Source organism: Serratia sp. 201, from assembly GCF_037027545.1.
In the GTDB taxonomy this organism is placed as follows: Bacteria; Pseudomonadota; Gammaproteobacteria; order Enterobacterales; family Enterobacteriaceae; genus Serratia; species Serratia bockelmannii.
The window spans coordinates 1-26,893 of record NZ_JAXCHC010000006.1 but is presented as its reverse complement, the minus strand read 5'-3'; the positions used below and the strand labels follow the sequence as shown (position 1 = coordinate 26,893).

Annotated in this window: 45 protein-coding genes; 39 read left to right on the top strand and 6 right to left on the bottom strand. The window is 53.1% G+C overall.

Annotated elements, in window-relative coordinates; all coding sequences use genetic code 11:
• Positions 1-32: 32 nt before the first annotated feature.
• From tuf to WA302_RS23080, 34 genes are all read left to right on the top strand, one after another.
• Positions 33-1,217 carry an elongation factor Tu gene (tuf, locus tag WA302_RS23245; protein WP_015376315.1) on the top strand — a complete coding sequence of 395 codons (1,185 nt, stop codon included), beginning with the start codon at positions 33-35 and terminating at the stop codon, positions 1,215-1,217.
• Between the two features lie 132 nt (positions 1,218-1,349).
• A complete protein-coding gene (gene bfd / locus WA302_RS23240; RefSeq protein ID WP_164068750.1) occupies positions 1,350-1,544 on the top strand; it encodes a bacterioferritin-associated ferredoxin in 195 nt (64 codons plus the stop codon).
• 73 nt (positions 1,545-1,617) lie between these two features.
• On the top strand, positions 1,618-2,097 hold the full coding sequence (bfr, locus tag WA302_RS23235; RefSeq protein ID WP_019456183.1) for a bacterioferritin: 480 nt from the start codon (positions 1,618-1,620) through the stop codon (positions 2,095-2,097).
• 385 nt (positions 2,098-2,482) lie between these two features.
• Positions 2,483-2,794 (top strand): 30S ribosomal protein S10, encoded by a 312-nt coding sequence (gene rpsJ, locus WA302_RS23230; protein WP_001181005.1) that lies wholly within the window; start codon positions 2,483-2,485, stop codon positions 2,792-2,794.
• A gap of 32 nt (positions 2,795-2,826) precedes the next feature.
• A complete protein-coding gene (rplC, locus tag WA302_RS23225; RefSeq protein WP_015379265.1) occupies positions 2,827-3,456 on the top strand; it encodes a 50S ribosomal protein L3 in 630 nt (209 codons plus the stop codon).
• Positions 3,457-3,466: 10 nt separating this feature from the next.
• Positions 3,467-4,072, top strand: coding sequence for a 50S ribosomal protein L4 (rplD, locus tag WA302_RS23220; protein ID WP_004929779.1), 606 nt, complete (start codon positions 3,467-3,469; stop codon positions 4,070-4,072).
• Positions 4,069-4,371: a 50S ribosomal protein L23 gene (rplW, locus tag WA302_RS23215; RefSeq protein ID WP_004951179.1), complete on the top strand. Its 303-nt coding sequence runs from the start codon at positions 4,069-4,071 to the stop codon at positions 4,369-4,371. Before rplD ends, rplW begins: the two co-directional genes overlap by 4 nt.
• A gap of 18 nt (positions 4,372-4,389) precedes the next feature.
• The gene (gene rplB, locus WA302_RS23210) at positions 4,390-5,214 is read left to right on the top strand and encodes a 50S ribosomal protein L2 (RefSeq protein ID WP_004929775.1); all 825 of its coding nucleotides are present in this window, start codon (positions 4,390-4,392) and stop codon (positions 5,212-5,214) included.
• A 14-nt stretch (positions 5,215-5,228) separates the two neighbouring features.
• Positions 5,229-5,507 carry a 30S ribosomal protein S19 gene (gene rpsS / locus WA302_RS23205; RefSeq protein ID WP_004929772.1) on the top strand — a complete coding sequence of 93 codons (279 nt, stop codon included), beginning with the start codon at positions 5,229-5,231 and terminating at the stop codon, positions 5,505-5,507.
• A 14-nt stretch (positions 5,508-5,521) separates the two neighbouring features.
• The gene (gene rplV / locus WA302_RS23200) at positions 5,522-5,854 is read left to right on the top strand and encodes a 50S ribosomal protein L22 (RefSeq protein WP_002223844.1); all 333 of its coding nucleotides are present in this window, start codon (positions 5,522-5,524) and stop codon (positions 5,852-5,854) included.
• A 17-nt stretch (positions 5,855-5,871) separates the two neighbouring features.
• A complete protein-coding gene (rpsC, locus tag WA302_RS23195; protein ID WP_004929766.1) occupies positions 5,872-6,570 on the top strand; it encodes a 30S ribosomal protein S3 in 699 nt (232 codons plus the stop codon).
• A 12-nt stretch (positions 6,571-6,582) separates the two neighbouring features.
• Positions 6,583-6,993: a 50S ribosomal protein L16 gene (gene rplP / locus WA302_RS23190; RefSeq protein ID WP_004929764.1), complete on the top strand. Its 411-nt coding sequence runs from the start codon at positions 6,583-6,585 to the stop codon at positions 6,991-6,993.
• Entirely contained in the window at positions 6,993-7,184 is a 192-nt protein-coding gene (rpmC, locus tag WA302_RS23185) for a 50S ribosomal protein L29 (protein WP_004929762.1), read from the top strand. Before rplP ends, rpmC begins: the two co-directional genes overlap by 1 nt.
• Positions 7,185-7,439, top strand: coding sequence for a 30S ribosomal protein S17 (gene rpsQ, locus WA302_RS23180; protein ID WP_004929760.1), 255 nt, complete (start codon positions 7,185-7,187; stop codon positions 7,437-7,439).
• Between the two features lie 172 nt (positions 7,440-7,611).
• Positions 7,612-7,983, top strand: a complete 372-nt coding sequence (gene rplN, locus WA302_RS23175; protein WP_000613954.1) for a 50S ribosomal protein L14 — start codon at positions 7,612-7,614, stop codon at positions 7,981-7,983.
• 9 nt (positions 7,984-7,992) lie between these two features.
• Complete coding sequence (gene rplX / locus WA302_RS23170; RefSeq protein WP_004929758.1) at positions 7,993-8,307, top strand: 50S ribosomal protein L24; 315 nt, start codon at positions 7,993-7,995, stop codon at positions 8,305-8,307.
• 14 nt (positions 8,308-8,321) lie between these two features.
• Positions 8,322-8,861, top strand: a complete 540-nt coding sequence (gene rplE / locus WA302_RS23165) for a 50S ribosomal protein L5 (protein WP_004929756.1) — start codon at positions 8,322-8,324, stop codon at positions 8,859-8,861.
• 13 nt (positions 8,862-8,874) lie between these two features.
• Positions 8,875-9,180, top strand: coding sequence for a 30S ribosomal protein S14 (rpsN, locus tag WA302_RS23160; protein WP_004929754.1), 306 nt, complete (start codon positions 8,875-8,877; stop codon positions 9,178-9,180).
• 30 nt (positions 9,181-9,210) lie between these two features.
• Entirely contained in the window at positions 9,211-9,603 is a 393-nt protein-coding gene (gene rpsH, locus WA302_RS23155; RefSeq protein ID WP_004929753.1) for a 30S ribosomal protein S8, read from the top strand.
• Between the two features lie 14 nt (positions 9,604-9,617).
• Positions 9,618-10,151: a 50S ribosomal protein L6 gene (rplF, locus tag WA302_RS23150; protein WP_004929751.1), complete on the top strand. Its 534-nt coding sequence runs from the start codon at positions 9,618-9,620 to the stop codon at positions 10,149-10,151.
• Between the two features lie 9 nt (positions 10,152-10,160).
• Positions 10,161-10,514, top strand: a complete 354-nt coding sequence (gene rplR / locus WA302_RS23145) for a 50S ribosomal protein L18 (protein WP_004929748.1) — start codon at positions 10,161-10,163, stop codon at positions 10,512-10,514.
• A 14-nt stretch (positions 10,515-10,528) separates the two neighbouring features.
• On the top strand, positions 10,529-11,029 hold the full coding sequence (gene rpsE, locus WA302_RS23140) for a 30S ribosomal protein S5 (RefSeq protein WP_004929747.1): 501 nt from the start codon (positions 10,529-10,531) through the stop codon (positions 11,027-11,029).
• Between the two features lie 6 nt (positions 11,030-11,035).
• Entirely contained in the window at positions 11,036-11,215 is a 180-nt protein-coding gene (gene rpmD, locus WA302_RS23135; protein WP_048232028.1) for a 50S ribosomal protein L30, read from the top strand.
• A gap of 3 nt (positions 11,216-11,218) precedes the next feature.
• The gene (gene rplO, locus WA302_RS23130) at positions 11,219-11,653 is read left to right on the top strand and encodes a 50S ribosomal protein L15 (protein WP_004929742.1); all 435 of its coding nucleotides are present in this window, start codon (positions 11,219-11,221) and stop codon (positions 11,651-11,653) included.
• A 7-nt stretch (positions 11,654-11,660) separates the two neighbouring features.
• On the top strand, positions 11,661-12,992 hold the full coding sequence (gene secY, locus WA302_RS23125; protein WP_004929740.1) for a preprotein translocase subunit SecY: 1,332 nt from the start codon (positions 11,661-11,663) through the stop codon (positions 12,990-12,992).
• Positions 12,993-13,025: 33 nt separating this feature from the next.
• On the top strand, positions 13,026-13,142 hold the full coding sequence (gene rpmJ / locus WA302_RS23120; RefSeq protein ID WP_002227352.1) for a 50S ribosomal protein L36: 117 nt from the start codon (positions 13,026-13,028) through the stop codon (positions 13,140-13,142).
• A 148-nt stretch (positions 13,143-13,290) separates the two neighbouring features.
• Positions 13,291-13,647, top strand: a complete 357-nt coding sequence (gene rpsM / locus WA302_RS23115; RefSeq protein ID WP_004929734.1) for a 30S ribosomal protein S13 — start codon at positions 13,291-13,293, stop codon at positions 13,645-13,647.
• 16 nt (positions 13,648-13,663) lie between these two features.
• Entirely contained in the window at positions 13,664-14,053 is a 390-nt protein-coding gene (gene rpsK / locus WA302_RS23110) for a 30S ribosomal protein S11 (protein WP_004929731.1), read from the top strand.
• A 30-nt stretch (positions 14,054-14,083) separates the two neighbouring features.
• A complete protein-coding gene (rpsD, locus tag WA302_RS23105) occupies positions 14,084-14,704 on the top strand; it encodes a 30S ribosomal protein S4 (protein ID WP_025304496.1) in 621 nt (206 codons plus the stop codon).
• Positions 14,705-14,729: 25 nt separating this feature from the next.
• Complete coding sequence (locus WA302_RS23100; RefSeq protein ID WP_002919219.1) at positions 14,730-15,719, top strand: DNA-directed RNA polymerase subunit alpha; 990 nt, start codon at positions 14,730-14,732, stop codon at positions 15,717-15,719.
• Positions 15,720-15,759: 40 nt separating this feature from the next.
• The gene (gene rplQ / locus WA302_RS23095; protein ID WP_004929726.1) at positions 15,760-16,149 is read left to right on the top strand and encodes a 50S ribosomal protein L17; all 390 of its coding nucleotides are present in this window, start codon (positions 15,760-15,762) and stop codon (positions 16,147-16,149) included.
• A gap of 148 nt (positions 16,150-16,297) precedes the next feature.
• Positions 16,298-16,672, top strand: a complete 375-nt coding sequence (locus WA302_RS23090; protein WP_049208531.1) for a DUF1992 domain-containing protein — start codon at positions 16,298-16,300, stop codon at positions 16,670-16,672.
• On the top strand, positions 16,672-17,103 hold the full coding sequence (gene zntR / locus WA302_RS23085) for a Zn(2+)-responsive transcriptional regulator (RefSeq protein WP_016930321.1): 432 nt from the start codon (positions 16,672-16,674) through the stop codon (positions 17,101-17,103). Before WA302_RS23090 ends, zntR begins: the two co-directional genes overlap by 1 nt.
• Positions 17,104-17,177: 74 nt before the next feature.
• Positions 17,178-17,384, top strand: a complete 207-nt coding sequence (locus WA302_RS23080; protein WP_025304494.1) for an alternative ribosome-rescue factor A — start codon at positions 17,178-17,180, stop codon at positions 17,382-17,384.
• Between the two features lie 57 nt (positions 17,385-17,441).
• Here the strand turns inward: WA302_RS23080 and mscL are convergent, their stop codons facing one another.
• The 5 genes from mscL to def form a co-directional block, all read right to left on the bottom strand.
• Positions 17,442-17,858, bottom strand: a complete 417-nt coding sequence (gene mscL, locus WA302_RS23075) for a large-conductance mechanosensitive channel protein MscL (protein WP_049208534.1) — start codon at positions 17,856-17,858, stop codon at positions 17,442-17,444.
• A 137-nt stretch (positions 17,859-17,995) separates the two neighbouring features.
• A complete protein-coding gene (trkA, locus tag WA302_RS23070; protein ID WP_004929716.1) occupies positions 17,996-19,372 on the bottom strand; it encodes a Trk system potassium transporter TrkA in 1,377 nt (458 codons plus the stop codon).
• Between the two features lie 55 nt (positions 19,373-19,427).
• On the bottom strand, positions 19,428-20,717 hold the full coding sequence (gene rsmB, locus WA302_RS23065) for a 16S rRNA (cytosine(967)-C(5))-methyltransferase RsmB (RefSeq protein WP_089181397.1): 1,290 nt from the start codon (positions 20,715-20,717) through the stop codon (positions 19,428-19,430).
• Positions 20,718-20,789: 72 nt separating this feature from the next.
• Entirely contained in the window at positions 20,790-21,734 is a 945-nt protein-coding gene (gene fmt, locus WA302_RS23060; RefSeq protein WP_089181396.1) for a methionyl-tRNA formyltransferase, read from the bottom strand.
• Positions 21,735-21,751: 17 nt separating this feature from the next.
• Complete coding sequence (def, locus tag WA302_RS23055) at positions 21,752-22,261, bottom strand: peptide deformylase (protein WP_015379260.1); 510 nt, start codon at positions 22,259-22,261, stop codon at positions 21,752-21,754.
• Between the two features lie 133 nt (positions 22,262-22,394).
• Between def and dprA the strand changes: the two genes are divergently transcribed.
• The 5 genes from dprA to aroE are packed head-to-tail and all read left to right on the top strand — an operon-like array spanning position 22,395 to position 25,939.
• Positions 22,395-23,516, top strand: coding sequence for a DNA-protecting protein DprA (gene dprA / locus WA302_RS23050; RefSeq protein ID WP_261456928.1), 1,122 nt, complete (start codon positions 22,395-22,397; stop codon positions 23,514-23,516).
• A complete protein-coding gene (gene smg / locus WA302_RS23045; RefSeq protein WP_025160381.1) occupies positions 23,488-23,961 on the top strand; it encodes a DUF494 family protein Smg in 474 nt (157 codons plus the stop codon). Before dprA ends, smg begins: the two co-directional genes overlap by 29 nt.
• Before the next feature lie 25 nt (positions 23,962-23,986).
• Complete coding sequence (locus tag WA302_RS23040) at positions 23,987-24,532, top strand: DNA topoisomerase family protein (protein ID WP_025304489.1); 546 nt, start codon at positions 23,987-23,989, stop codon at positions 24,530-24,532.
• Positions 24,533-24,539: 7 nt separating this feature from the next.
• On the top strand, positions 24,540-25,109 hold the full coding sequence (gene tsaC, locus WA302_RS23035) for an L-threonylcarbamoyladenylate synthase type 1 TsaC (RefSeq protein ID WP_089181394.1): 570 nt from the start codon (positions 24,540-24,542) through the stop codon (positions 25,107-25,109).
• An 11-nt stretch (positions 25,110-25,120) separates the two neighbouring features.
• Positions 25,121-25,939: a shikimate dehydrogenase gene (gene aroE, locus WA302_RS23030; RefSeq protein ID WP_089181393.1), complete on the top strand. Its 819-nt coding sequence runs from the start codon at positions 25,121-25,123 to the stop codon at positions 25,937-25,939.
• Between the two features lie 36 nt (positions 25,940-25,975).
• Here the strand turns inward: aroE and WA302_RS23025 are convergent, their stop codons facing one another.
• Complete coding sequence (locus WA302_RS23025) at positions 25,976-26,518, bottom strand: gamma carbonic anhydrase family protein (protein ID WP_025304486.1); 543 nt, start codon at positions 26,516-26,518, stop codon at positions 25,976-25,978.
• Between the last annotated feature and the right edge of the window lie 375 nt (positions 26,519-26,893).

The following is a 26,893-nucleotide window of genomic DNA, read 5'->3' as shown; positions in this document are numbered from 1 at the left end:
AAGGGGAGAGCGCTATAGTAAGGAATATAGCCGTGTCTAAAGAAAAATTTGAACGTACAAAACCGCACGTTAACGTTGGTACTATCGGCCACGTTGACCACGGTAAAACTACCCTGACTGCAGCGATCACCACCGTTCTGGCTAAAACCTACGGCGGTTCTGCACGTGCTTTCGACCAGATCGATAACGCGCCAGAAGAAAAAGCTCGTGGTATCACCATCAACACCTCTCACGTTGAGTATGACACCCCGACTCGTCACTACGCGCACGTTGACTGCCCAGGGCACGCCGACTACGTGAAAAACATGATCACCGGTGCTGCTCAGATGGACGGCGCGATCCTGGTAGTAGCTGCGACTGACGGCCCAATGCCTCAGACTCGTGAGCACATCCTGCTGGGTCGTCAGGTTGGCGTTCCTTTCATCATCGTATTCATGAACAAATGCGACATGGTTGATGATGAAGAGCTGCTGGAACTGGTAGAAATGGAAGTTCGCGAACTGCTGTCCGCGTACGACTTCCCAGGCGATGACCTGCCAGTGATCCGCGGTTCCGCGCTGAAAGCGCTGGAAGGCGAAGCTGAGTGGGAAGCGAAAATCATCGAACTGGCCGAAGCCCTGGACAGCTACATCCCAGAGCCAGAGCGTGCTATCGACAAGCCGTTCCTGCTGCCAATCGAAGACGTATTCTCCATCTCCGGTCGTGGTACCGTTGTTACCGGTCGTGTTGAGCGCGGTATCATCAAAGTTGGCGAAGAAGTTGAAATCGTTGGTATCAAAGACACCGTTAAGTCTACCTGTACTGGCGTTGAAATGTTCCGCAAACTGCTGGACGAAGGCCGTGCTGGTGAGAACGTAGGTGTTCTGCTGCGTGGTATCAAACGTGAAGAAATCGAACGTGGTCAGGTACTGGCTAAACCAGGCTCCATCAAGCCGCACACCCAGTTCGAATCTGAAGTGTACATCCTGAGCAAAGATGAAGGTGGTCGTCACACGCCATTCTTCAAAGGCTACCGTCCACAGTTCTACTTCCGTACCACTGACGTGACCGGTACCATCGAACTGCCAGAAGGCGTAGAGATGGTAATGCCAGGCGACAACGTGAACATGGTTGTAACCCTGATTCACCCAATCGCGATGGACGACGGTCTGCGTTTCGCAATCCGTGAAGGCGGCCGTACTGTAGGCGCTGGTGTTGTTGCTAAAGTTATCGCTTAATCGCGAATAATTTTTCGACACAAAAAAGGGGCACTTCGGTGCCCTTTTTTTATGCAATTTGCTCAAATCTTAATTGAAATAAAAACCATTCCTATTTAGACTCAATGCATTGGTTAAGAAGTGAGTCTCTCTATGTATGTATGTCTGTGTAATGCGGTGACTGACAAAGCGATCCGTAATGCGGTGCGTCAGCACAATCCCCATACCATGAAGCAGCTGCGTGAACTTGTGCCGATTGGTACCGATTGTGGAAAGTGCATTCGTCAGGCAAGACAGATTATGGTGGAGGAAAGCGGAACTATCATCCCAATGCATGAAGTTGCCTAACAAAGGGTAAGGTTATTTTTGACTCTTGGCTTACAGGTTCTACACTTTTAGAACTGGCCAGGAGGAGTTACCTATGAAAGGCGATAAAAAGATCATTGCTCACCTCAACAAGCTGCTCGGCAACGAGCTGGTTGCCATCAATCAATATTTCCTGCACGCCCGCATGTTCAAGAATTGGGGCTTAATGCGCCTCAACGACAAGGAATACCACGAGTCGATCGACGAAATGAAACATGCCGATCGCTACATCGAGCGTATCCTGTTCCTGGAAGGGCTTCCTAACCTGCAAGATCTCGGCAAGCTGAACATCGGCGAAGACATTGAAGAGATGCTGCGTTCCGATCTGGCTCTGGAGCTGGCAGGTGCCAAGAACCTGCGTGAAGGTATCGCCTATGCCGATTCTATTCACGATTATGTCAGCCGCGATTTGATGATCGATATCCTGGCCGATGAAGAAGAGCATATCGACTGGCTGGAAACCGAGCTGGACCTCATCGCTCGCCTCGGTATTCAAAACTATGCCCAGGCCCAGATTTTGGAGCGCAAAGAGTAAAGCCTTCAGCCTATTCGCCATTGCCTCTCCTGCCGGCGGCCGTTTTCACGGCGGGGCAGGGGAGAGCTCAACCCACCCTAAGCATAATTCATTCCCTGCTCACCGTGCTAACCCGCAAACTGACACTGAACGCGCAAAAATGACGATTTCCTGAGCATATTTCCAACTGCGGCTTGCTTCCTGGGCCATTTTGCGTATAATGCGCGGGCTTACCTAATCTTGGTAAGCCTGATTTTAGCGAATCAGTCGATTGGCAGGCCTTTTTTGCCTTTCGAACAATACTCCCGATATGGGGGTTATATGTTGACGATTACACTCCCCCATCAATCGAAATGGGTGTGAGGAGTAATTATTTACGTTTATAAATAATTGGAGCTCTGGTCTCATGCAGAACCAAAGAATCCGTATCCGCCTGAAAGCGTTTGATCATCGTCTGATCGATCAATCAACCGCGGAAATCGTCGAGACTGCAAAGCGCACTGGTGCGCAAGTCCGTGGTCCGATCCCGCTGCCAACTCGCAAAGAGCGCTTTACCGTTCTGATCTCTCCGCACGTCAACAAAGACGCGCGCGATCAGTACGAGATTCGCACTCACAAGCGTCTGGTTGACATCGTTGAGCCAACCGAGAAAACCGTTGATGCTCTGATGCGTCTGGATCTGGCTGCCGGTGTAGACGTGCAGATCAGCCTGGGTTAATCAGGTCATTGAGCGATTGAGAGGTTGAAACAATGATTGGTTTAGTCGGTAAAAAAGTGGGTATGACCCGTATCTTCACTGAAGATGGCGTTTCTATCCCAGTAACCGTAATTGAAATTGAAGCGAACCGCGTGACTCAGGTTAAAAGCCTGGACACCGACGGTTACCGTGCCGTTCAGGTTACCACTGGTAGCAAAAAAGCTAACCGTGTAACCAAGCCGGAAGCGGGCCATTTCGCTAAAGCTGGCGTTGAAGCTGGCCGTGGTCTGTGGGAATTCCGCCTTGAAGAAGGTCAAGAGTTCGCTGCAGGTCAGGAAATTAGCGTAGAAATCTTCGCTGACGTTAAAAAAGTCGATGTTACCGGTACTTCTAAAGGTAAAGGTTTTGCTGGCACTGTTAAGCGCTGGAACTTCCGTACCCAAGACGCTACCCACGGTAACTCCTTGTCTCACCGCGTTCCGGGTTCTATCGGTCAGAACCAGACTCCGGGCAAAGTGTTCAAAGGCAAGAAAATGGCTGGCCACCTGGGTGATGAGCGCGTAACCGTTCAGAGCCTGGACGTAGTACGTGTTGACGCTGAGCGCAACCTGCTGCTGGTTAAGGGTGCTGTACCGGGCGCAACCGGTGGCAACCTGATCGTTAAACCAGCTGTGAAGGCGTAAGGGGATAGCAATGGAATTAGTATTGAAAGACGCGCAAAGCGCGCTGACTGTTTCCGAAACTACCTTCGGTCGTGATTTCAACGAAGCGCTGGTACACCAGGTTGTTGTTGCTTATGCAGCAGGTGCCCGTCAAGGTACCCGTGCTCAGAAGACCCGTGCTGAAGTAACTGGTTCCGGCAAAAAGCCATGGCGTCAGAAAGGCACCGGCCGTGCGCGTTCAGGTTCTGTAAAGAGCCCGATCTGGCGTTCAGGCGGCGTGACCTTTGCTGCTAAGCCACAGGACCACAGTCAGAAAGTAAACAAAAAGATGTACCGCGGCGCGCTGAAAAGCATCCTGTCCGAGCTGGTACGTCAAGATCGTCTGATCGTTGTCGAGAAGTTCTCTGTAGAAGCGCCTAAAACTAAGCTGCTGGCACAGAAACTGAAAGATATGGCTCTGGAAGACGTGCTGATCGTGACCGGTGAACTGGATGAGAATCTGTTCCTGGCAGCTCGCAACCTGTACAAGGTTGACGTGCGCGATGTAGCAGGTATCGATCCGGTTAGCCTGATCGCCTTCGACAAAGTGGTTATGACTGCTGATGCTGTGAAGCAAGTTGAGGAGATGCTGGCATGATCCGTGAAGAACGTTTGCTGAAAGTGCTGCGTGCACCGCACGTATCTGAAAAAGCATCCGCTGCGATGGAAAAAAGCAACACCATCGTTCTCAAAGTTGCCAAAGACGCGACCAAAGCAGAAATCAAAGCTGCAGTGCAGAAACTGTTTGAAGTCGAAGTCGAAGACGTGAACACCCTGGTAGTTAAAGGGAAAGTGAAGCGTCACGGTCAGCGTGTTGGTCGTCGTAGCGACTGGAAAAAAGCTTACGTCACCCTGAAAGAAGGCCAGAATCTGGACTTCATCGGCGGCGCAGAGTAAGTCGGAGGAGTAAGAACAATGGCAATTGTTAAATGTAAACCTACATCTCCGGGTCGTCGCCACGTTGTTAAAGTGGTTAACCCTGAGCTGCACAAGGGTAAACCTTATGCCCCGCTGCTGGAAAAACTGAGCAAAAGCGGTGGTCGTAACAACAATGGCCGTATCACCACCCGTCATATCGGTGGTGGCCACAAGCAACATTATCGTCTGGTTGACTTCAAGCGCAACAAAGACGGTATCCCTGCTGTGGTTGAGCGTCTGGAGTACGATCCGAACCGTTCCGCGAACATCGCGCTGGTTCTGTACAAAGACGGCGAACGCCGTTACATCCTGGCGCCGAAAGGCCTGAAAGCTGGTGACCAGATTCAATCTGGCGTTGATGCTGCAATCAAAGCGGGCAACACCCTGCCGATGCGCAACATTCCAGTTGGTTCAACGGTTCACAACGTAGAAATGAAACCAGGTAAAGGCGGCCAGATGGCTCGCTCCGCTGGTGCCTACGTTCAGATCGTTGCTCGTGATGGTTCCTACGTAACTCTGCGTCTGCGCTCTGGCGAAATGCGTAAAGTTCCAGCTGATTGCCGCGCCACCCTGGGTGAAGTCGGTAACGCTGAACACATGCTTCGCGTTCTGGGTAAAGCAGGTGCTGCACGTTGGCGTGGTGTTCGTCCTACCGTTCGCGGTACGGCGATGAACCCGGTAGATCACCCGCACGGTGGTGGTGAAGGTCGTAACTTTGGTAAGCACCCGGTAACTCCGTGGGGCGTTCAGACCAAAGGTAAGAAGACCCGTAGCAACAAGCGTACTGATAAGTTCATCGTACGTCGCCGTAGCAAAAAATAATTAGAGGATAAGCCATGCCACGTTCTCTCAAGAAAGGTCCTTTTATTGACCTGCACTTGCTGAAGAAGGTAGAGAAAGCGGTGGAAAGCGGTGACAAGAAGCCTTTGCGCACTTGGTCCCGTCGTTCAACGATCTTTCCTAACATGATCGGTTTGACCATCGCTGTCCATAATGGTCGTCAGCACGTACCAGTGTTCGTTTCCGATGAAATGGTCGGTCACAAACTGGGTGAATTCGCGCCGACTCGTACTTATCGCGGCCATGCGGCTGATAAAAAAGCTAAAAAGCGCTAAGGTAGGAGGAAGAGATGGAAACTATCGCTAAACATCGCCACGCTCGTTCTTCTGCTCAGAAGGTTCGCCTTGTTGCTGACCTGATTCGCGGTAAGAAAGTGTCGCAAGCTCTGGAAACTCTGACCTACACCAACAAGAAAGCTGCTGGTCTGGTTAAGAAAGTGCTGGAGTCTGCCATTGCTAACGCAGAACACAACGATGGCGCTGACATCGATGATCTGAAAGTTACGAAAATCTTCGTAGACGAAGGCCCAAGCATGAAGCGCATTATGCCGCGTGCAAAAGGTCGTGCAGATCGCATCCTGAAGCGCACCAGCCACATTACTGTGGTTGTGTCCGATCGCTGAGACTCTGGAGACTAGCAATGGGTCAGAAAGTACATCCTAATGGTATTCGCCTGGGTATTGTCAAACCTTGGAACTCTACTTGGTATGCGAATACCAAAGAATTCGCTGACAACCTGGACAGCGACTTTAAAGTTCGTCAATTCCTGACTAAGGAACTGTCGAAAGCTTCCGTTTCTCGCATCGTTATCGAGCGTCCTGCGAAGAGCATCCGTGTGACCATTCACACTGCTCGCCCAGGCATCGTTATCGGCAAGAAAGGTGAAGACGTCGAAAAACTGCGCAAGGTCGTAGCGGACATCGCTGGCGTTCCTGCACAGATCAACATCGCCGAAGTCCGTAAACCGGAACTCGACGCTAAATTGGTTGCTGACAGCATCACTTCTCAGCTGGAACGTCGCGTTATGTTCCGTCGTGCTATGAAGCGTGCAGTACAGAACGCAATGCGTCTTGGCGCTAAAGGTATCAAAGTTGAAGTAAGCGGCCGTCTTGGCGGCGCTGAAATCGCACGTACCGAATGGTACCGCGAAGGTCGTGTTCCATTGCACACTCTGCGTGCGGACATCGACTACAACACATCTGAAGCGCACACCACTTATGGTGTAATCGGCGTTAAGGTATGGATCTTCAAAGGTGAGATCCTGGGTGGTATGGCTGCAGTTGAACAACCGGAACCGGCTGCTCAACCTAAAAAGCAGCAGCGTAAAGGCCGCAAGTAAGGAGAGTCGCTGATGTTACAACCAAAGCGTACAAAATTCCGTAAGGTGCACAAGGGCCGCAACCGTGGTCTGGCGCAAGGTACGGATGTTAGCTTCGGCACTTTCGGTCTGAAAGCTGTTGGCCGTGGCCGTCTGACTGCTCGTCAAATCGAAGCAGCTCGTCGTGCAATGACTCGTGCAGTTAAGCGTCAAGGCAAGATCTGGATCCGTGTATTCCCGGACAAACCGATCACCGAGAAGCCGCTGGAAGTGCGTATGGGTAAAGGTAAGGGTAACGTGGAGTATTGGGTTGCCCTGATCCAGCCTGGTAAGGTCCTGTACGAAATGGACGGCGTGCCAGAAGAGGTTGCCCGCGAGGCATTCAAACTGGCAGCAGCGAAACTGCCGATCAAAACCACCTTTGTAACTAAGACGGTGATGTAATGAAAGCACAAGAGCTGCGTGAAAAAAGCGTTGAAGAGCTGAATGCCGAGCTGCTCAACCTGCTGCGTGAGCAATTCAACTTGCGCATGCAGGCGGCCAGTGGCCAGCTGCAACAAACTCACCTGTTGAAACAAGTGCGTCGTGACGTCGCACGCGTTAAGACTTTACTGACTCAAAAGGCGGGTGTGTAAATGACTGAAGTTATCCGTACCCTGCAGGGTCGTGTTGTTAGCGATAAAATGGAGAAATCCATCGTTGTTGCTATCGAACGTACTGTGAAGCACCCGATCTACGGGAAATTCATCAAACGTACGACCAAGCTGCACGTACATGACGAGAACAACGAATGTGGTACCGGCGACGTGGTGGAAATCCGCGAATGCCGCCCACTGTCCAAGACTAAGTCCTGGACGTTGGTTCGCGTTGTAGAGAAAGCGATTCTGTAATAGAGTAGCTGGCTCTCACTTAATAAACGGCTCAGAAAATGAGCCGTTTATTTTTTCTACCCATACCAAGTAAGCGGTGTTATAATGCTGCGCCCTCGGTTATGGGGCTTTTCAACGGCCTAATTTTTACTTGGGTCTTTAAAGTAGTAGTTGACATTAGCGGAGCACTAAAATGATCCAAGAACAGACTATGCTGAACGTCGCCGACAACTCCGGTGCACGTCGCGTAATGTGTATCAAGGTTCTAGGTGGCTCGCACCGTCGCTACGCAGGCGTCGGCGACATCATCAAAATTACCATCAAGGAAGCAATTCCTCGCGGTAAGGTGAAGAAAGGCGATGTTCTGAAGGCGGTAGTGGTGCGCACCAAGAAGGGTGTACGTCGCCCGGACGGTTCTGTCATTCGCTTCGATGGCAATGCATGCGTTATTTTGAACAATAACAGCGAGCAGCCTATCGGTACGCGTATTTTTGGGCCGGTAACTCGTGAACTGCGTAATGAGAAGTTCATGAAAATTATCTCTCTGGCACCAGAAGTACTCTAAGGAGCGAACATGGCAGCGAAGATCCGTCGTGATGACGAAGTTATCGTGATTACCGGGAAAGACAAAGGTAAGCGCGGTAAAGTAAAAAATGTCCTGTCTGCTGGCAAGGTCATTGTTGAAGGCATCAACCTGGTTAAGAAACACCAGAAGCCGGTTCCGGCTCTGAACCAACCAGGCGGCATTGTTGAAAAAGAAGCTGCAATTCAGGTTTCTAACATTGCTATCTTCAACGCGGCTACCGGCAAGGCTGACCGTGTAGGCTTTAGATTCGAAGACGGCAAAAAAGTCCGTTTCTTCAAGTCTAACAGCGAAACTATCAAGTAATTTGGAGTAATACGATGGCGAAACTGCATGATTACTACAAAGACGAGGTAGTCAAACAACTGATGTCTCAGTTTGATTACAACTCTGTCATGCAAGTCCCTCGGGTCGAGAAGATCACCCTGAACATGGGTGTTGGTGAAGCGATTGCTGACAAGAAACTGCTGGATAACGCCGCAGCGGACCTGGCAGCTATCTCCGGTCAAAAACCGTTGATCACCAAAGCCCGCAAATCTGTTGCAGGCTTCAAAATCCGTCAGGGCTATCCGATCGGCTGTAAAGTAACTCTGCGTGGCGAACGCATGTGGGAGTTCTTTGAGCGTCTGATCTCCATTGCTGTTCCACGTATCCGTGACTTCCGTGGCCTGTCCGCCAAGTCATTCGATGGCCGTGGCAACTACAGCATGGGCGTGCGTGAGCAAATCATCTTCCCAGAAATCGACTACGACAAAGTCGATCGCGTTCGTGGTTTGGATATTACCATTACCACTACTGCGAAATCTGATGATGAAGGCCGCGCGCTGCTGGCTGCTTTTAACTTCCCGTTCCGCAAGTAAGGCAGGGTTACTGATGGCTAAGCAATCAATGAAAGCACGCGAAGTCAAGCGCGTGAAATTAGCTGACAAGTTCTTTGCAAAACGCGCTGAACTGAAAGCTATTATCTCTGATGTGAACGCATCCGATGAAGATCGTTGGAATGCCGTTCTCAAGCTGCAAACTCTGCCGCGTGATTCCAGCCCGTCTCGTCAGCGTAAACGCTGCCGCCAAACTGGCCGTCCACATGGTTATGTGGGCAAATTCGGGTTGAGCCGTATTAAGCTTCGTGAAGCCGCTATGCGCGGTGAAGTACCAGGCTTGAAAAAGGCTAGCTGGTAATTACCAATTGAATCACGGGAGTAAAGACAGATGAGCATGCAAGATCCGATCGCGGATATGCTGACCCGTATCCGTAACGGTCAAGCCGCGAACAAAGTTGCGGTCACCATGCCTTCCTCCAAGCTGAAAGTGGCAATTGCCAACGTGCTGAAGGAAGAAGGTTTTATTGAAGATTTCAAAATCGAAGGCGACGCCAAGCCTGTTCTGGAACTGGTACTGAAGTACTTCCAGGGCAAAGCTGTGGTAGAAAGCATTCAACGTATCAGCCGTCCAGGTCTGCGCATCTACAAGAAAAAAGATGAGCTGCCAAAAGTTATGGCCGGTTTGGGTATCGCTGTTGTTTCTACCTCTAAAGGTGTTATGACCGATCGTGCAGCTCGCCAGGCTGGTCTTGGTGGCGAGATTATCTGCTACGTAGCTTAATTCGGGAGGAAAGAATGTCTCGTGTTGCAAAAGCACCCGTCGTCATTCCTGCCGGCGTAGAGGTAAAACTCAACGGTCAGGTTATTTCGATTAAGGGTAAAAACGGCGAGTTGACTCGTACTATCCACGACGCCGTTGAAGTGAAGCAAGAAGCTAACGCACTGACTTTCGCTCCGCGCGAAGGTTTTGCTAACGCATGGGCTCAAGCGGGTACCACGCGCGCTCTGCTGAACGCAATGGTTGTTGGTGTTACCGAAGGCTTCACCAAAAAGCTTCAACTGGTAGGTGTTGGTTATCGTGCTGCCGTTAAAGGCAACGTGGTGAATTTGGCCCTGGGCTTCTCTCACCCTATCGATCACCAGCTGCCGGCAGGTATCACTGCTGAATGCCCAAGCCAAACTGAAATCGTGCTGAAAGGCGCTGATAAGCAGGTTATTGGCCAGGTAGCAGCAGATCTGCGCGCTTACCGTCGTCCTGAGCCTTACAAAGGCAAAGGTGTTCGTTACGCCGACGAAGTCGTGCGTACCAAAGAGGCTAAGAAGAAGTAAGGTAACACTATGGATAAGAAATCTGCTCGTATCCGTCGTGCGACCCGCGCACGCCGCAAGCTCCAAGAGCTGGGTGCAACCCGCCTGGTGGTACATCGTACCCCGCGTCATATTTACGCACAGGTGATTGCTCCAAACGGTTCTGAAGTACTGGTAGCCGCTTCTACTTTAGAAAAAGCTATCGCGGAGCAACTGAAGTATTCCGGTAACAAAGACGCAGCAGCAGCCGTAGGTAAAGCTCTGGCTGAGCGCGCGTTGGAAAAAGGGATTGCGAAAGTATCCTTTGACCGTTCCGGTTTCCAATATCATGGTCGAGTCCAGGCACTGGCAGATGCTGCCCGTGAAGCTGGCCTTCAGTTCTAAGGAAGAGGTTTAAGATGGCTCACATCGAAAAACAAGCTGGCGAACTGCAGGAAAAGCTGATCGCGGTAAACCGCGTATCTAAAACCGTAAAAGGTGGCCGTATTTTCAGCTTTACCGCACTGACTGTAGTTGGTGATGGTAACGGTCGCGTTGGTTTTGGCTACGGCAAAGCACGCGAAGTTCCAGCAGCGATCCAGAAAGCGATGGAAAAAGCCCGTCGCAACATGATGAACGTCGCGCTGAACAGCGGCACCCTGCAGCACCCTGTTAAGGGCGCTCACACGGGTTCTCGCGTGTTCATGCAGCCTGCTCATGAAGGTACCGGTATCATCGCGGGTGGTGCAATGCGCGCCGTTCTCGAAGTTGCTGGGGTGCACAACGTATTGGCTAAAGCTTATGGTTCCACCAACCCGATCAACGTGGTTCGTGCAACTATCGACGCTCTGGCGAATATGAAGTCTCCTGAAATGGTCGCTGCTAAGCGTGGTAAATCCGTTGCCGACATTCTGGGGTAATTGACCATGGCTAAGACTATTAAAGTTACACAAACTCGCAGCTCAATTGGCCGTCTGCCGAAGCATAAAGCTACTCTGCTCGGTCTGGGTCTGCGTCGTATTGGTCACACCGTAGAGCGCGAGGATACTCCTGCTGTTCGCGGTATGGTCAACCTGGTTTCCTACATGGTTAAAGTTGAGGAGTAACAGATGCGTTTAAATACTCTGTCTCCGGCTGAAGGTGCCAAGCATGCGCCTAAGCGTGTAGGTCGTGGTATTGGTTCTGGCCTGGGTAAAACCGGCGGCCGTGGTCACAAAGGTCAGAAGTCTCGTTCTGGCGGTGGCGTACGTCGTGGTTTTGAAGGTGGTCAGATGCCTCTGTACCGTCGTCTGCCGAAATTCGGCTTCACTTCACGCAAAGCGATGATCACGGCAGAAGTTCGTCTGTCTGAACTGGCTCTGGTTGAAGGCGATGTTATCGACCTGAACGCGCTGAAAGCCGCTAACGTAGTTGGTGTCCAGATCGAATTCGCGAAAGTTGTACTTTCTGGCGAAGTCGCTCGTCCGGTAACCCTGCGTGGTCTGCGTGTCACCAAAGGCGCTCGTGCTGCTATCGAGGCTGCTGGCGGTAAAATTGAGGAATAAGTAGCAGATGGCTAAGCAACCAGGATTAGATTTTCAAAGTGCTAAAGGCGGGCTCGGCGAGCTGAAGCGCAGACTTTTGTTTGTCATCGGCGCGCTGATTGTCTTCCGCATCGGCTCTTTCATTCCGATTCCTGGTATCGATGCCACTGTGCTTGCCAAATTGCTTGAGCAGCAGAGAGGCACTATCATTGAAATGTTTAACATGTTCTCTGGTGGTGCCCTCAGCCGTGCTTCTATCTTTGCTCTGGGGATCATGCCGTATATCTCGGCATCGATCATTATCCAGCTGCTGACGGTGGTTCATCCAGCGTTGGCGGAAATCAAGAAAGAGGGGGAGGCTGGCCGTCGCAAGATTAGCCAGTACACCCGTTACGGTACGCTGGTATTGGCCATATTCCAGTCGATTGGTATTGCTACCGGTCTGCCGAATATGCCTGGTATGCAGGGCCTGGTGTTAAACCCAGGCTTTGCATTCTACTTTACTGCGGTTGTGAGCCTGGTAACCGGGACAATGTTCCTGATGTGGCTGGGTGAGCAGATTACTGAGCGCGGTATCGGCAACGGTATCTCGATCATTATCTTCGCGGGTATTGTAGCGGGGCTCCCGCCGGCAGTGGCCCATACTATCGAGCAAGCGCGGCAAGGCGACCTGCACTTCCTCCTGCTGCTGTTGGTTGCAGTATTGGTGTTTGCAGTAACCTTCTTCGTTGTTTTCATCGAGCGTGGTCAACGTCGTATCGTCGTTAACTATGCGAAGCGTCAACAAGGTCGTCGTGTTTATGCAGCACAGAGTACACATTTACCGTTGAAAGTGAACATGGCGGGTGTTATCCCGGCGATTTTCGCTTCCAGCATTATTCTGTTCCCGGCCACGATTGCATCATGGTTTGGGGGCGGTACCGGTTGGAACTGGCTGACTACGATTTCGCTGTATTTGCAGCCAGGGCAACCGCTTTATGTGTTACTCTATGCGTCTGCAATCATCTTCTTCTGTTTCTTCTACACGGCGTTGGTTTTCAACCCGCGTGAGACAGCAGATAACCTGAAGAAGTCCGGTGCCTTCGTACCAGGAATTCGTCCGGGAGAGCAAACGGCGAAGTATATCGATAAAGTAATGACGCGTTTAACCCTGGTGGGCGCGATGTACATTACTTTCATCTGCCTGATCCCGGAGTTCATGCGTGATGCAATGAAAGTACCATTCTACTTTGGTGGTACCTCGCTACTGATCGTGGTTGTCGTCATCATGGACTTTATGGCTCAAGTGCAAACTCTGATGATGTCAAGTCAGTACGAGTCTGCATTGAAGAAAGCAAATCTGAAAGGCTATAACCGCTAGTCAGATTCGTTTGAGAAGTTACGGAGAGTAAAAATGAAAGTTCGTGCTTCCGTCAAGAAATTATGTCGTAACTGCAAAATCGTTAAGCGTAACGGTGTCGTTCGTGTGATTTGCAGCGCCGAGCCGAAGCATAAACAGCGTCAAGGCTGATTATCTCGCATATTTTTCTTGCAAAGTTGGGTTGAGCTGGCTAGATTAGCCAGCCAATCTTTTGTATGTCGCACTGCAACATTATTTGAGTATCCTGAAAACGGGCTTTTCAGAATGGTGTTGCTGTATAAAATAGTAGGAGTGCATAGTGGCCCGTATAGCAGGCATTAACATTCCTGATCATAAACATACCGTTATCGCCTTAACGTCGATCTTCGGTATCGGTAAAACCCGTTCACAGGCTATCTGTGCATCCACGGGTATTGCTGAAAATGTTAAGATCAGTGAGCTGTCTGAAGAGCAAATCGAAAAGCTTCGTGATGCAGTTGCCAAATACACCGTTGAGGGTGATTTGCGTCGTGAAATTACCCTGAGCATCAAGCGTCTTATGGACCTTGGTTGCTATCGTGGTTTGCGTCATCGTCGTGGTCTGCCGGTACGCGGTCAGCGCACCAAGACCAACGCTCGTACCCGTAAGGGTCCGCGCAAGCCGATCAAGAAATAATCGGGGTTATTGAATAATGGCAAAGGCACCTGTTCGTACACGTAAGCGTGTAAGAAAGCAAGTCTCTGACGGCGTGGCTCATATCCATGCTTCTTTCAACAACACCATCGTTACCATCACTGATCGTCAGGGTAATGCTTTGGGTTGGGCAACAGCCGGTGGTTCCGGTTTCCGTGGTTCTCGTAAGTCCACTCCGTTCGCAGCACAGGTTGCAGCAGAACGTTGTGCCGACGCAGTAAAAGAATACGGTATCAAGAACCTGGAAGTTATGGTTAAAGGACCTGGTCCTGGTCGTGAGTCTACTATCCGCGCTCTGAACGCGGCTGGTTTCCGCATCACTAATATTACTGATGTGACTCCGATCCCTCATAACGGTTGTCGTCCGCCGAAAAAGCGCCGCGTGTAACGCAGCTTTTAGGATTGTTGGAGAAAGAAAATGGCAAGATATTTGGGTCCTAAGCTCAAGCTGAGCCGTCGTGAGGGCACAGACCTGTTCCTTAAGTCTGGCGTTCGCGCGATCGATTCCAAGTGTAAAATTGAACAAGCACCTGGTCAGCACGGTGCGCGTAAACCGCGTCTGTCTGATTACGGTGTTCAGTTGCGTGAGAAGCAGAAAGTTCGCCGTATGTACGGCATTCTGGAGCGTCAATTCCGTAACTATTACAAAGAAGCAACCCGCCTGAAGGGCAACACCGGTGAAAACCTGTTGCAGCTGCTGGAAGGTCGTCTGGACAACGTTGTTTACCGTATGGGCTTCGGCGCTACTCGTGCAGAGTCACGTCAGCTGGTTAGCCACAAAGCAGTTATGGTAAACGGTCACGTTGTTAACATCGCTTCTTATCAGGTATCTCCGAATGACGTAGTCAGCATCCGCGAGAAAGCTAAAAAGCAGTCTCGTGTTAAAGCTTCTCTGGAGCTGGCTGAGCAGCGTGAAAAGCCGACTTGGCTGGAAGTTGATGCTGCTAAGATGGAAGGCGTGTTCAAGCGTATGCCTGAACGTACCGATCTGTCTGCGGACATTAACGAACACCTGATCGTCGAGCTTTACTCCAAGTAAAGCTTAGTACCAAAGAGAGGACACAATGCAGGGTTCTGTGACAGAGTTTCTAAAACCGCGCCTGGTAGATATCGAGCAAGTCAGTTCGACGCACGCCAAGGTGACCCTTGAGCCTTTAGAGCGTGGCTTTGGCCATACTCTTGGCAACGCACTGCGCCGTATTCTGCTTTCATCTATGCCGGGTTGCGCGGTGACCGAGGTTGAGATTGATGGTGTACTGCATGAGTACAGCACCAAAGAAGGCGTACAGGAAGATATCCTGGAGATCCTGCTCAACCTGAAAGGGCTGGCGGTGAGAGTTCAAGGCAAAGACGAAGTTATTCTTACCCTGAATAAATCTGGCATTGGCCCTGTGACCGCTGCCGACATCACCCATGATGGTGATGTCGAAATCGTCAAGCCTCAGCACGTGATTTGCCACCTGACTGATGAGAACGCGGCTATCAGCATGCGTATCAAAGTTCAGCGCGGTCGCGGTTATGTGCCGGCTTCTGCCCGAATTCATTCGGAAGAAGATGAGCGCCCAATCGGTCGTCTGTTGGTTGACGCCTGCTACAGCCCTGTAGAGCGTATCGCCTACAATGTTGAAGCTGCGCGTGTAGAACAGCGTACTGACTTGGATAAGCTGGTCATCGAGATGGAGACCAATGGCACGATCGATCCTGAAGAGGCGATCCGCCGTGCGGCCACCATTCTGGCTGAACAACTTGAAGCTTTCGTTGACCTGCGTGATGTACGTCAGCCGGAAGTTAAAGAAGAGAAACCAGAGTTCGATCCGATCTTGCTGCGCCCTGTTGACGATCTGGAATTGACTGTCCGCTCTGCTAACTGCCTCAAGGCAGAAGCTATCCACTACATCGGTGATCTGGTACAGCGTACCGAGGTTGAGTTGCTGAAAACGCCAAACCTGGGTAAAAAATCTCTTACCGAGATTAAAGACGTGCTGGCCTCACGTGGTCTGTCTCTGGGCATGCGCCTGGAAAACTGGCCGCCGGCAAGCATTGCTGACGAGTAACCGGATCACAGGTTAAGGTTTTACTGAGAAGGATAAGGTCATGCGCCATCGTAAGAGTGGTCGTCAACTGAACCGTAACAGCAGCCATCGCCAGGCTATGTTCCGTAACATGGCCGGCTCTTTGGTTCGTCATGAGATCATCAAGACGACCCTGCCAAAAGCAAAAGAGCTGCGTCGCGTTGTTGAGCCGCTGATTACTCTTGCCAAGACCGACAGCGTAGCTAATCGTCGTCTGGCATTCGCCCGTACTCGTGATAACGAGATCGTGGCAAAACTGTTTAACGAGCTGGGCCCGCGTTTCGCGAGCCGTGCCGGTGGTTACACTCGCATTCTGAAGTGTGGCTTCCGCGCAGGCGACAACGCGCCGATGGCATACATCGAGCTGGTTGATCGTGCTGAGTCTCAAGCAGAAGTGGCAACTGCAGAGTAATCTGTAGACGCGTAAAAAAACCGGGCTTGCCCGGTTTTTTTACGTCCAAATCCAGCCAAATGTGCGCAATTCCCCCGCTGTGCTTAAGATCCTCGCCCCTATCCGCTATGCTAAGGCTTAATCATTAGGCTAACCGAGGCTGTTTGCCATGGGGTTGCTCGATCAATGGGCGGAACGTCATATCCTTGATGCCCAAGATAAAGGCGAGTTCGACAATTTGCCCGGCCAGGGACAACCATTAGCGCTGGAAGACGATAGCGCGGTGCCGGCTGAACTGCGCGCCGGTTACCGTCTGCTGAAAAATGCCGGTTACTTGCCACCGGAACTGGAAGATCGCAAAGAGGCGCTAACTGTTGCTCGCTTACTGCAAGGGATCAACAGTGAGCATCCAGACTATGTCGATCTCAGCAAGCGCATGTTGCTGTTGGAACATCGATTGCGTCAGGCTGGGATGAGCACGGATTTCTTGCATGGTGAATATCAATGCGCACTGGATGGCAAGTTCACCCGAGAGGAGCAGTAATGTTCAAGATAGGTCAGTTGGCCAAGCTTGCCGAAGTAACGCCTGATACCGTGCGTTACTATGAAAAGCAGGGCATGATGGATCACAATGTCCGCACCGAGGGCGGTTATCGACTCTACACCGAGCAGGATCTTCAACGGCTGCGCTTTATTCGCTATGCTAAGCAGTTGGGATTTACTCTGGAAACGATCGCTGAGCTGCTGTCGATCCGCGTCGATCCTGAGCATCATACCTGCCAGGAGTCAAAGTCGATCGTTGATGCGCGCCTGAGCGAAGTGGAAAGCAAGTTGGCTGAGCTGACGCGTATGCGTGAATCGTTGAAGCGGCTGAGCGACGCCTGCTGTGGCACTGCCCATACCAGCAATTATTGTTCGATCCTGGAAGCTTTGGAACAGGGCGCCAGCGATGACAAAGGCAAAAAAGGTTGCTGACGGCACTTTAATTTTTATATCGCCGGCAGTATTATCGCCCCGTTTTATCCCTCATATTTTACAGGAGCATTATCATGACGAAATATCGTCACACCAAAGGCCAGATTCAAGATAACGCCATTGAGGCGCTGCTGCATGATCCTCTATTCCGTCAGCGGGTAGAAAAGAATGTGAAAGGTAAAGGCAGCTATCGGCGTAAAGAAAAACACAACAAAGGCGGTAACTGGGAGGCCAGTGGTAAAGTATCAAGCGATAATTTACCACTGGCCTTCTGGTTTTAAGTATTAAAAAAGCCACCTTCATCAGGTGGCTTTTTATTGGCATAACCAAACGCTGTCTTACAGTTTTGGCTGCTGTTGCTGGCTCAGCAAATCACGGATTTCCGTCAGCAGTTTCTCTTCTGCGGTAGGTGCCGGCGGCGCTGCGGGCACTTCTTCTTGTTTGCGGCGCATTTTGTTCATCAATTTAATCGCCAGGAAGATGGCGAAGGCGACAATCACGAAGTCGAATACGGTTTGGATGAATGAACCGTAGTTCATTACCACCGCCGGTACGGCGCCCTGAGCTTCACGTAATACCAGATGGAACTGTTTAAAGTCGACGCCGCCGATCAGTAAGCCCAGCGGTGGCATGATGATATCAGCCACGAAGGACGAAACGATCTTGCCGAATGCGGCACCGATAATCACACCGACGGCCAGATCGACCACGTTGCCACGCATGGCAAATTCGCGAAACTCTTTCAACATACTCATAGAACGCACCCCTTGCAGAATTAATAACTCAAGTTTAACAAAGCAATTTCCCTTTGCCACAAAAGGAGAGAAGTTTTATCTCCTCCCAAGGCAGAGAACAACCACGCGATTATAGACCATAGCCAAATAAATTCGTTCTACAAGAAGAACGGGCTCGGTTGGAACAAGCGTTCAACGTCAGGCACGAATTTCTTGTCGGTAATAAACATGATGACGTGATCGCCCTGTTCGATTTTGCTATTGCCGTTGGCAATGATCACGTCGTCGCCACGCACGATCGCACCGATGGTCGTCCCCGGTGGCAACTTGATATCTTCGACGATGCGGCCGACCACTTTGGAGGTGCTTTCATCGCCGTGGGCAATCGCCTCGATCGCTTCCGCCACGCCGCGGCGCAGTGACGAAACGCTGACGATATCCGCTTTGCGCACGTGCCCCAACAGGGCGGAGATGGTCGCCTGCTGCGGCGAAATGGCGATATCAATCACGCTGCCCTGCACCAGATCGACATAGGCGCGGCGCTGGATCAATACCATTACCTTCTTGGCGCCCATGCGCTTAGCCAGCATGGCGGACATGATGTTGGCCTCATCGTCGTTGGTGATGGCGATGAAAACATCCACCTGCTCGACGTGCTCTTCGGCCAGCAGTTCCTGATCGGAGGCATCGCCGTAGAACACGATGGTATCGTGCAGCTGTTCGGCGAGTTCGGCGGCGCGTTGCTGATTCCGCTCGATCAGTTTGACGTTGTAGTCTTTTTCTAGTTTGGCGGCCAGGCCGGCGCCGACGTTGCCGCCGCCGACGATCATGATGCGCTTATACGGTTTTTCCAGCCGCTGCAGTTCGCTCATCACCGCGCGGATGTGCTGTGAGGCGGCGACGAAGAACACTTCATCACCGGCTTCGATAATGGTCGAGCCTTGCGGACGGATCGGCCGATCCTGGCGGAAAATAGCGGCGACGCGGGTGTCAATATGCGGCATGTGTTCGCGCATTGAAGAGAGCGCATTGCCGACCAGCGGGCCGCCGTAATAGGCTTTAACCGCGGCGATGCTGACCTTGCCTTCGGCGAAGTTGACCACCTGCAGTGCCCCGGGGTACTCAATCAGCTTGTAGATATAGTCAATGACCAGCTGCTCCGGCGAAATCAGATGGTCGATTGGCACCGCTTCCGGCAGGAACAGTTTCTCCGACTCGCGGATGTATTCCGGCGCGCGGATGCGGGCGATACGGTTGGGAGTATTAAACAGAGAATAGGCGATCTGGCAGGCGATCATGTTGGTTTCGTCGGAGTTGGTGACGGCAACCAGCATGTCGGCGTCTTCTGCGCCGGCTTCGCGCAGCACCCGAGGGTGGGAGCCATGTCCCTGAACCACCCGAAGATCGAATTTATCCTGCAGCTGACGTAACCGGCCGGAATCGGTATCGACGACGGTGATGTCGTTGTTTTCACCCACCAGGTTTTCCGCCAGCGTCCCGCCAACCTGACCGGCACCAAGAATAATTATTTTCATCGTGTTCTCTGCTTCACACTGAAAGACTTAGGGCGCGCGAGCACGCCCTGAAGAATTACATTTTAATCAGCTTAGCGTAAAAGAAGCCATCGCCGTCCTCGGGATGCGGGATATTCTGCCGCCCTGGCCGCTGCGCATCGCCGGTTTCAACCAGCTTGGCATCGGCGTGGCGCTGCAAGAACGCGGCGATCTGGCTGCTGTTTTCATCCGGCAGGATAGAGCAGGTGGCGTAAACCATCACGCCGCCCGATTTCAGATGCGGCCAGACGGCTTCCAGGATCTCGGCCTGAAGCGCGGCGAGTTCGGCGATGTCGCGATCGCGGCGCAGCCATTTGATGTCGGGGTGACGGCGGATCACGCCGGTAGCGGAACAAGGCGCGTCCAACAGGATACGGTCGAACTGTTTGTCACCGCACCATTGTTGCGGAGTGCGGCCATCGCCCAGCTTAACTTCTGCGTGCAAACGCAGGCGCTGCAGGTTTTCCTTCACCCGTGCCAGACGCTGTTCGTCGATATCGACGGCCATGACGTGCGCTTTCGGCGCCGCTTCCAGAATATGCGTGGTTTTGCCGCCAGGAGCGGCGCACAAATCGAGGATCTGTTCGCCGTCTTGCGGATCCAACAGATCGACACAGCCCTGGGCTGAGGCATCTTGCACGGTGACCCAGCCGTCGGCGAACCCAGGCAGATCGGCCACGGCGCAAGGCGCCAGCAACCGCACTGCGTCGGCATAGTCTGCATGAGGCTCCGCGGCGATGCCGGTGTCGGTCAACAGCTGCAGGTAAGCTTCGCGGCTGTGATGCAGGCGGTTGACACGCAGCCACATTGGTGGCTTCTGGTTATTGGCGTCGACGATCTGTTCCCAGTTGGCGGGATAAGCTTGTTGAATGCGTTTCAGCAACCAGCTCGGGTGCAGATAGCGGCTGTCGTTGTTGACAGCGCGCTGTAGCAGCTCTTCCTGCTGGCGCTGGAACTGCCGCAAGACACCGTTAATCAGGCCTTTCAACTGCGGGCGTTTCAGCGCTACCGCGCCTTCCACGGTTTCTGCCAGCACGGCGTGCGCCGGGATACGGGTATACAACAGCTGATACAAGCCGACCATCAGCAAATAGTGCAGCGTACGCTGCTTGCCGGTCAGCGGCTTGGCCATCAATTGTTGAATGCACCATTCAAGCTGCGGCAGTACACGTAACGTGCCGAAGCACAGTTCCTGCAGCAACCCGCGGTCTTTATCGCTGATGGAGGTTTGCAGTGCCGGCAGGACAGTGCTTAGCGACTGCCCTTGATCCAGCACCTGGCCGATGGCTTTGGCAGCGATGCTGCGGAGATTGTAATTATTTTTCATAGGCTGAAGCTGATAACGATCGGCATTAAGAAAATAACGGCCCGACGATGAACGGCCGGGCTGTGGGGTGACTTACAGCCGGTTACCCGGGGTAAACCATTCACGACGTGAATTTAATAGGTCTTGCGCCAACATCGGTTTCTTGCCGGCGGGCTGCAGTTGGATCAGGTTGAGGATACCGTCGGCAGTCGCCACCTGAATACCGTGCTTGTCGGCATGGACAACGGTGCCTGGCTCCGCGTTGGCGCTTTGCGCCAGTACGCTGGCCTGCCACACTTTCACCGGTTGATCGTCGATGGTGAAATAGCTGACCGGCCAAGGGTTGAAGGCGCGGATGCAGCGCTCCAGCTGTGCGGCGGACAGTGTCCAGTCCAGACGAGCTTCTTCTTTGCTCAGTTTCTCGGCGTAGGTGACCAGCGCTTCATCCTGAACTTCGCGGGTGGCGCTGCCGTCTGCCATTTGGTGCAGCGTAGTCAACATGCCCTGCGGGCCGAGCTGTGCCAGCTTGTCGTAGAGACTGGCGCTGGTATCGCTGCTCTCAATCGGGCAAGCAATCTTGTGCATCATGTCACCGGTATCGAGACCGACGTCCATCTGCATGATGGTCACGCCGGTTTCGCTGTCACCGGCCCAGAGCGAACGCTGGATCGGCGCCGCGCCGCGCCAGCGAGGCAGCAGCGAGCCATGTACGTTGATGCAACCGAGACGCGGCATATCCAGCACCGCCTGCGGCAGGATCAGCCCGTAGGCCACTACCACCATCACGTCGGCGTTGAGATCGGCCACCAGGCGCTGGCTCTCTTCGGGACGCAGCGATTTGGGCTGAAATACCGGCAGTTGGTGCTGCTCGGCCAGCACTTTGACCGGGCTGGGCGTCAGCTTGTTGCCGCGGCCTGCCGGGCGGTCGGGCTGGGTAAAAACGCCGACAATCTGGTGCTCAGATGACAACAGCGCGTCAAGATGACGCGCTGCGAAGTCTGGTGTTCCGGCGAAAATAATCCGTAAAGAGTCAGACACGTTGATTTCCTGATCGGTTAGGCGCGGGCTTGAAGCTTGGCCATTTTTTCCAGTTTCTGACGAATGCGCTGACGCTTGAGCGGCGACAGGTAATCGACGAACAGTTTGCCCATCAGGTGATCCATCTCGTGCTGGATGCAGATCGCCAACAGGTCGTCCGCTTCCAGTTCGAAAGGTTTGCCTTCGCGATCCAGTGCGCGGATCTTCACCTGCGCGGCGCGCGGCACTAACGCACGCTGCTCGGGAATGGAAAGACAGCCTTCCTCGATGCCGGTTTCGCCGCTTTTTTCCAGCAGCTCCGGGTTGATCAGCACCAGGCGCTGATCGCGATTCTCGGAGACGTCGATCACGATAATGCGCTGATGGATATCCACCTGAGTCGCAGCCAAGCCAATGCCTTCCTCTGCGTACATGGTTTCAAACATATCATCCACGATGCGCTGGATATCTGCATTGACTTCTTTTACCGGCGCTGCGACTTTGCGCAGACGCTCGTCTGGGAAATGTAATACCTGCAAGACTGACATATATCTTTAGATCTGTATCCGAGTAATGAACGAGGTTTAACCTCTATTCTAGACATTTCCCGACCTGATTGACAGCATTGTGCACCAATTGCTCAGATTGGTAATACCACCGTTTTTGCTGAGGGAACAGACGATGCGGCCGGAAGAGATCGCTTTACGGATGCGAGGGGTAACGGGGCTACAGACCGTCGTGGCCAGCCGGCTCGTGCGACAGTTATCGCAAATGAGTGGCGAGCCTCGCCGCGTGTTGCATGAGCTGGGATTGAACGAACGGCAGCAAGCACAGTTCAACCGGGTGGATCCCGTCTATCTGGCGGCCACCCTGCGTTGGCTGGAGGAGCCGGCGCACCGTATGCTGAACTATGGGGCGGCCGGCTATCCTGAAAACTTGGCTCAGATCGACGACGCGCCGCTGTTTCTGCTGATCAAGGGCGATCCTCGGGTGCTGTTGCAACCTCAGCTCGCTATGGTTGGCAGCCGGCAGTTCAGCCATTACGGCGAGCGTTGGGCGAACCATTTCGCCGAGGAGTTGGCGCGTTGCGGTTTCACCATCACCAGTGGTTTGGCGATCGGCATCGACGGCATTTGCCATCGTGCGGCGCTGGCGGCCAATGGCGGCACGATTGCGGTGTTGGGTAGCGGGCTGGGCAATATCTATCCGCGCCGGCACCGCCGGCTCGCGGAGCAGATAGTCGAGCAGGGCGGCGCTGTGATTTCAGATCATTTAGTCACCGACTTGCCTCTGGCCGACCATTTTCCTCGCCGTAACCGTATTATCAGCGGGCTCAGCCTGGGCGTTCTGGTCATAGAGGCTTCGCTGCGCAGCGGTACCTTGGTGACGGCTCGCTATGCGTTGGAGCAGGGGCGTGAGGTGTTCGCCTTGCCTGGGCCATTGGGAAACCCGATGAGTGAGGGTACGCATTGGTTAATCCAGCAGGGTGCGCATCTGGTCACCGGGCCGAAAGATATCGCCGAATTGCTGGGAAGCGGCCTTCAATGGCTGTCACTGAACGAAAATACAACTATTTGTGCGTCGCAGGCTGAAGTTGAATTGCCATTTGCCGATGTGTTGGCTAACGTAGGAGATGAGGTGACACCTGTTGACGTCGTCGCTGAACGTGCCGGCCAACCTGTGCCAGTGGTGGTAATCAAGTTACTCGAACTGGAGTTAGCAGGGTGGATCGCAGCTGTACCCGGCGGCTATGTCCGAATAAGGAGGGCAAGCCATGTTCGACGTACTCATGTACTTGTTTGAAACTTATATCCACAATGAACCAGAGATGCGCGTCGATCAGGATCAACTGACCGATGATCTCGCTCAGGCGGGGTTTCATCGGGATGATATCTACAACGCGTTGAATTGGCTTGAGAAGTTGGCTGACCTGCAAGAAGGTCAAAATGCCCCTTACTTTATGGATGCCGATCCGCTGGCAATGCGGATCTATACCGAAGAGGAAGGTGCGCGTTTGGACGCCGGCTGCCGTGGTTTTCTCCTGTTCCTGGAACAGATTCAGGTATTGAACCTCGAAACCCGTGAAATGGTTATCGATCGCGTTATGGCTTTGGATAATGCGGAATTCGATCTCGAAGATCTGAAATGGGTCGTGTTGATGGTGCTGTTTAATATCCCCGGATATGAAAGCGCCTATCAGCAAATGGAAGAACTGTTGTTTGAAGTGAACGAAGGTTATCTGCATTGAGCCGATAACGCGCATAGAAGACGTTATGACAAAAAACGCGATTTTTGCCGCCAGGCAAAATGAACCCTGCCCGGAATGCGGGGCCGAGCTGGTGATCCGTAGCGGTCGCCACGGCCCCTTCCTCGGCTGTTCCCAGTATCCTGAATGCCAATATATTCGCCCGCTGAAAGCGCAGGCCGATGGGCATATCGTCAAAGTGTTGGATGGGCAACCGTGCCCGAAGTGTCAGGCGACGTTGGTGCTGCGCCAGGGGCGCTATGGCATGTTTATCGGATGCAGCGATTATCCGCAATGCGATCACACTGAAGTGATCGATAAGCCTGATGAAACCGCCATTACCTGTCCGCAGTGCGGCCAAGGCAAACTGCTGCAGCGCAAGTCGCGTTACGGCAAGGTTTTTCATTCCTGCGATCGTTACCCGGAATGCCAGTTCGCCCTCAATGTTAAACCTGTCGCCGGTGAATGCGCCTATTGCCATTATCCGCTGCTGATGGAAAAGCGCACGGCAAAAGGGCCCGTCCTGTGCTGCGCCAGCAAGCTGTGCGGAAAACCCGTCGCGACTACAGAATAATCACATCATGAACTCAGAATTAAGCCCGAACCTTTTATCTATCATCGATGCTTTGCATCAACAGCAGGTGATTGCCTATCCTACCGAAGCCGTATTCGGCCTGGGTTGCGATCCCGACAGCGAACAGGCGGTCAATGCATTGCTGGCGCTGAAACAGCGGCCGTGGGAAAAGGGGCTGATTCTGATCGCCGCCGACTATGCGCAGCTTAAACCTTATATCGACGACAGTGCGCTCAGCGAACAGCAGCGCACGACGATGTTTGCCAGCTGGCCTGGGCCGGTAACCTGGGTGTTGCCTGCTCGCCTGGAGACGCCACGTTTGTTGACCGGGCGCTTCAGCTCGCTGGCGGTGCGCGTCAGCGATCATCCGTTGGTGCAGCTGCTGTGCCGGCAGTACGGCAAGCCGCTGGTATCGACCAGCGCCAATCTCAGCGGGCTGGAGCCATGCCGCAGTGCGGATGAGGTCACGCGGCAATTCGGCGAAGCTTTCCCGGTATTGCACGGCAAGGTGGGTGGCCGTCTTAATCCTTCCGAAATCAGAGATGTTCTGACCGGCGAACAGATCCGTCAGGGCTAGAGGTAATAGGCATGGAGAAGTTTGCGGTATTTGGCAACCCTATCGGCCACAGCAAGTCGCCGCGAATTCATGCGCTGTTTGCTGCCCAGACCGGCATTGAGCATCCTTATGGAACAGTGCTGGCGCCGCTGGACGGTTTTGAAACCAGCCTGCAGGCGTTTATTCATGCCGGAGGGCTGGGGGCGAACGTCACGGTGCCTTTCAAGGAGCGAGCTTATTCGGCCGCTTCTGAGCTGAGCGAGCGCGCAGCGATGGCTGGTGCGGTCAATACTCTGAAGGTGTTGCCGAATGGCGATCTATTGGGGGATAACACCGACGGCATCGGTTTGCTGACCGATCTGCAGCGTCAGCAATTGATCCGGCCGCAGGATCGCATTCTGCTGGTGGGCGCCGGCGGTGCGGCGCGCGGTGTGATCCTGCCGCTGCTGTCTTTCGGCTGCTGGTTAACAATCACCAACCGTACCTTCAGCCGGGCCCAAGAGTTGGCCGACGCTTTCCGGCATCTGGGGGAGATCTCGGCGGCGCCGATGGATCAATGTGATCAGCAAGCGTTCGATCTGGTGATCAATGCGACGGCGTCCGGCATCAGCGGGGAGGTCCCGGCGTTGCCTGCGGGCGTAGTTAACGCGCAAACCCGTTGCTATGACATGTTTTATCAGCAGGGCGTCACGCCGTTTCTAGCCTGGGCGCAGAAGCAGGGGGCAACGGAATATGCCGATGGGCTGGGTATGCTGGTGGGGCAGGCGGCGCATGCCTTCCTGCTTTGGCACGGCGTAATGCCAGAGATCGAGCCGGTATTGCGCCAGCTGCGCAGCGAACTGGCGGCATAAATCCCGCCCGTTCTCTTTATAGGGAACGGGGGGCTGTCAGATGTCTTCCGACAGGTATTCATCTTTCCAGCGTACATAGTTGTTCGAAGAATAAAGCAACCCTTCCAACTCGGCGGCGGTTAACGGCCGAATCTGGCGTGCCGGGCTACCCATATAGAGATAGCCGCTGGCCAGACGTTTGCCCGGCGCCACTAAACTGCCGGCGCCAATCATCACGTCGTCTTCTATTACTGCACCGTCCAACAGGATTGATCCCATACCGACCAGCACTCGGTTGCCGATGGCGCAGCCGTGCAGCATCGCTTTATGGCCCACGGTCACGTCTTCTCCAATCAGCAGGGGATAACCGTCAGGGTTATGTTCGGAGCGATGAGTCACGTGCAGTACGCTGCCGTCCTGAATATTGCTGCGTGCGCCGATCTTTACCGCATTGACGTCGCCGCGGATGGCGACCAGCGGCCAGATACTGACGTCATCCGCCAGATCGACGTCGCCGATGACGACGCTGGAAGGATCGATCAGGACGCGCTGACCGAGTTTAGGGGTGTATTGAAGATAAGAACGTACTGCATCGGACATAGTGCTGCCTCACCTCGGGATCATATTTACCGGCAATACTAGACTCTGACGATGGAATTACAACCAATCTCAGCGCCGGATCCTGCGGAAAATGGCCCTGATCGCACAAGATCCACCCGGAAGGGCTGAAAAGTGTGCAAACAGAAAGAAAAGATCAAAAAAGGGGTTGTGCAAAAAACTCGGATCCCTATAATGCGCCTCCATCGACACGGCGCAAGTGATTCACTTCACACAGCGGCCGGGAAGAAAGAGAAAAAATCCTGAAAATTAGGGTTGACTCTGAAAGAGGAAAGCGTAATATACGCCACCTCGAGTTAGCAAGCGAAAGCGCCTAACTCACTGCTCTTTAACAATTTATCAGACAATCTGTGTGGG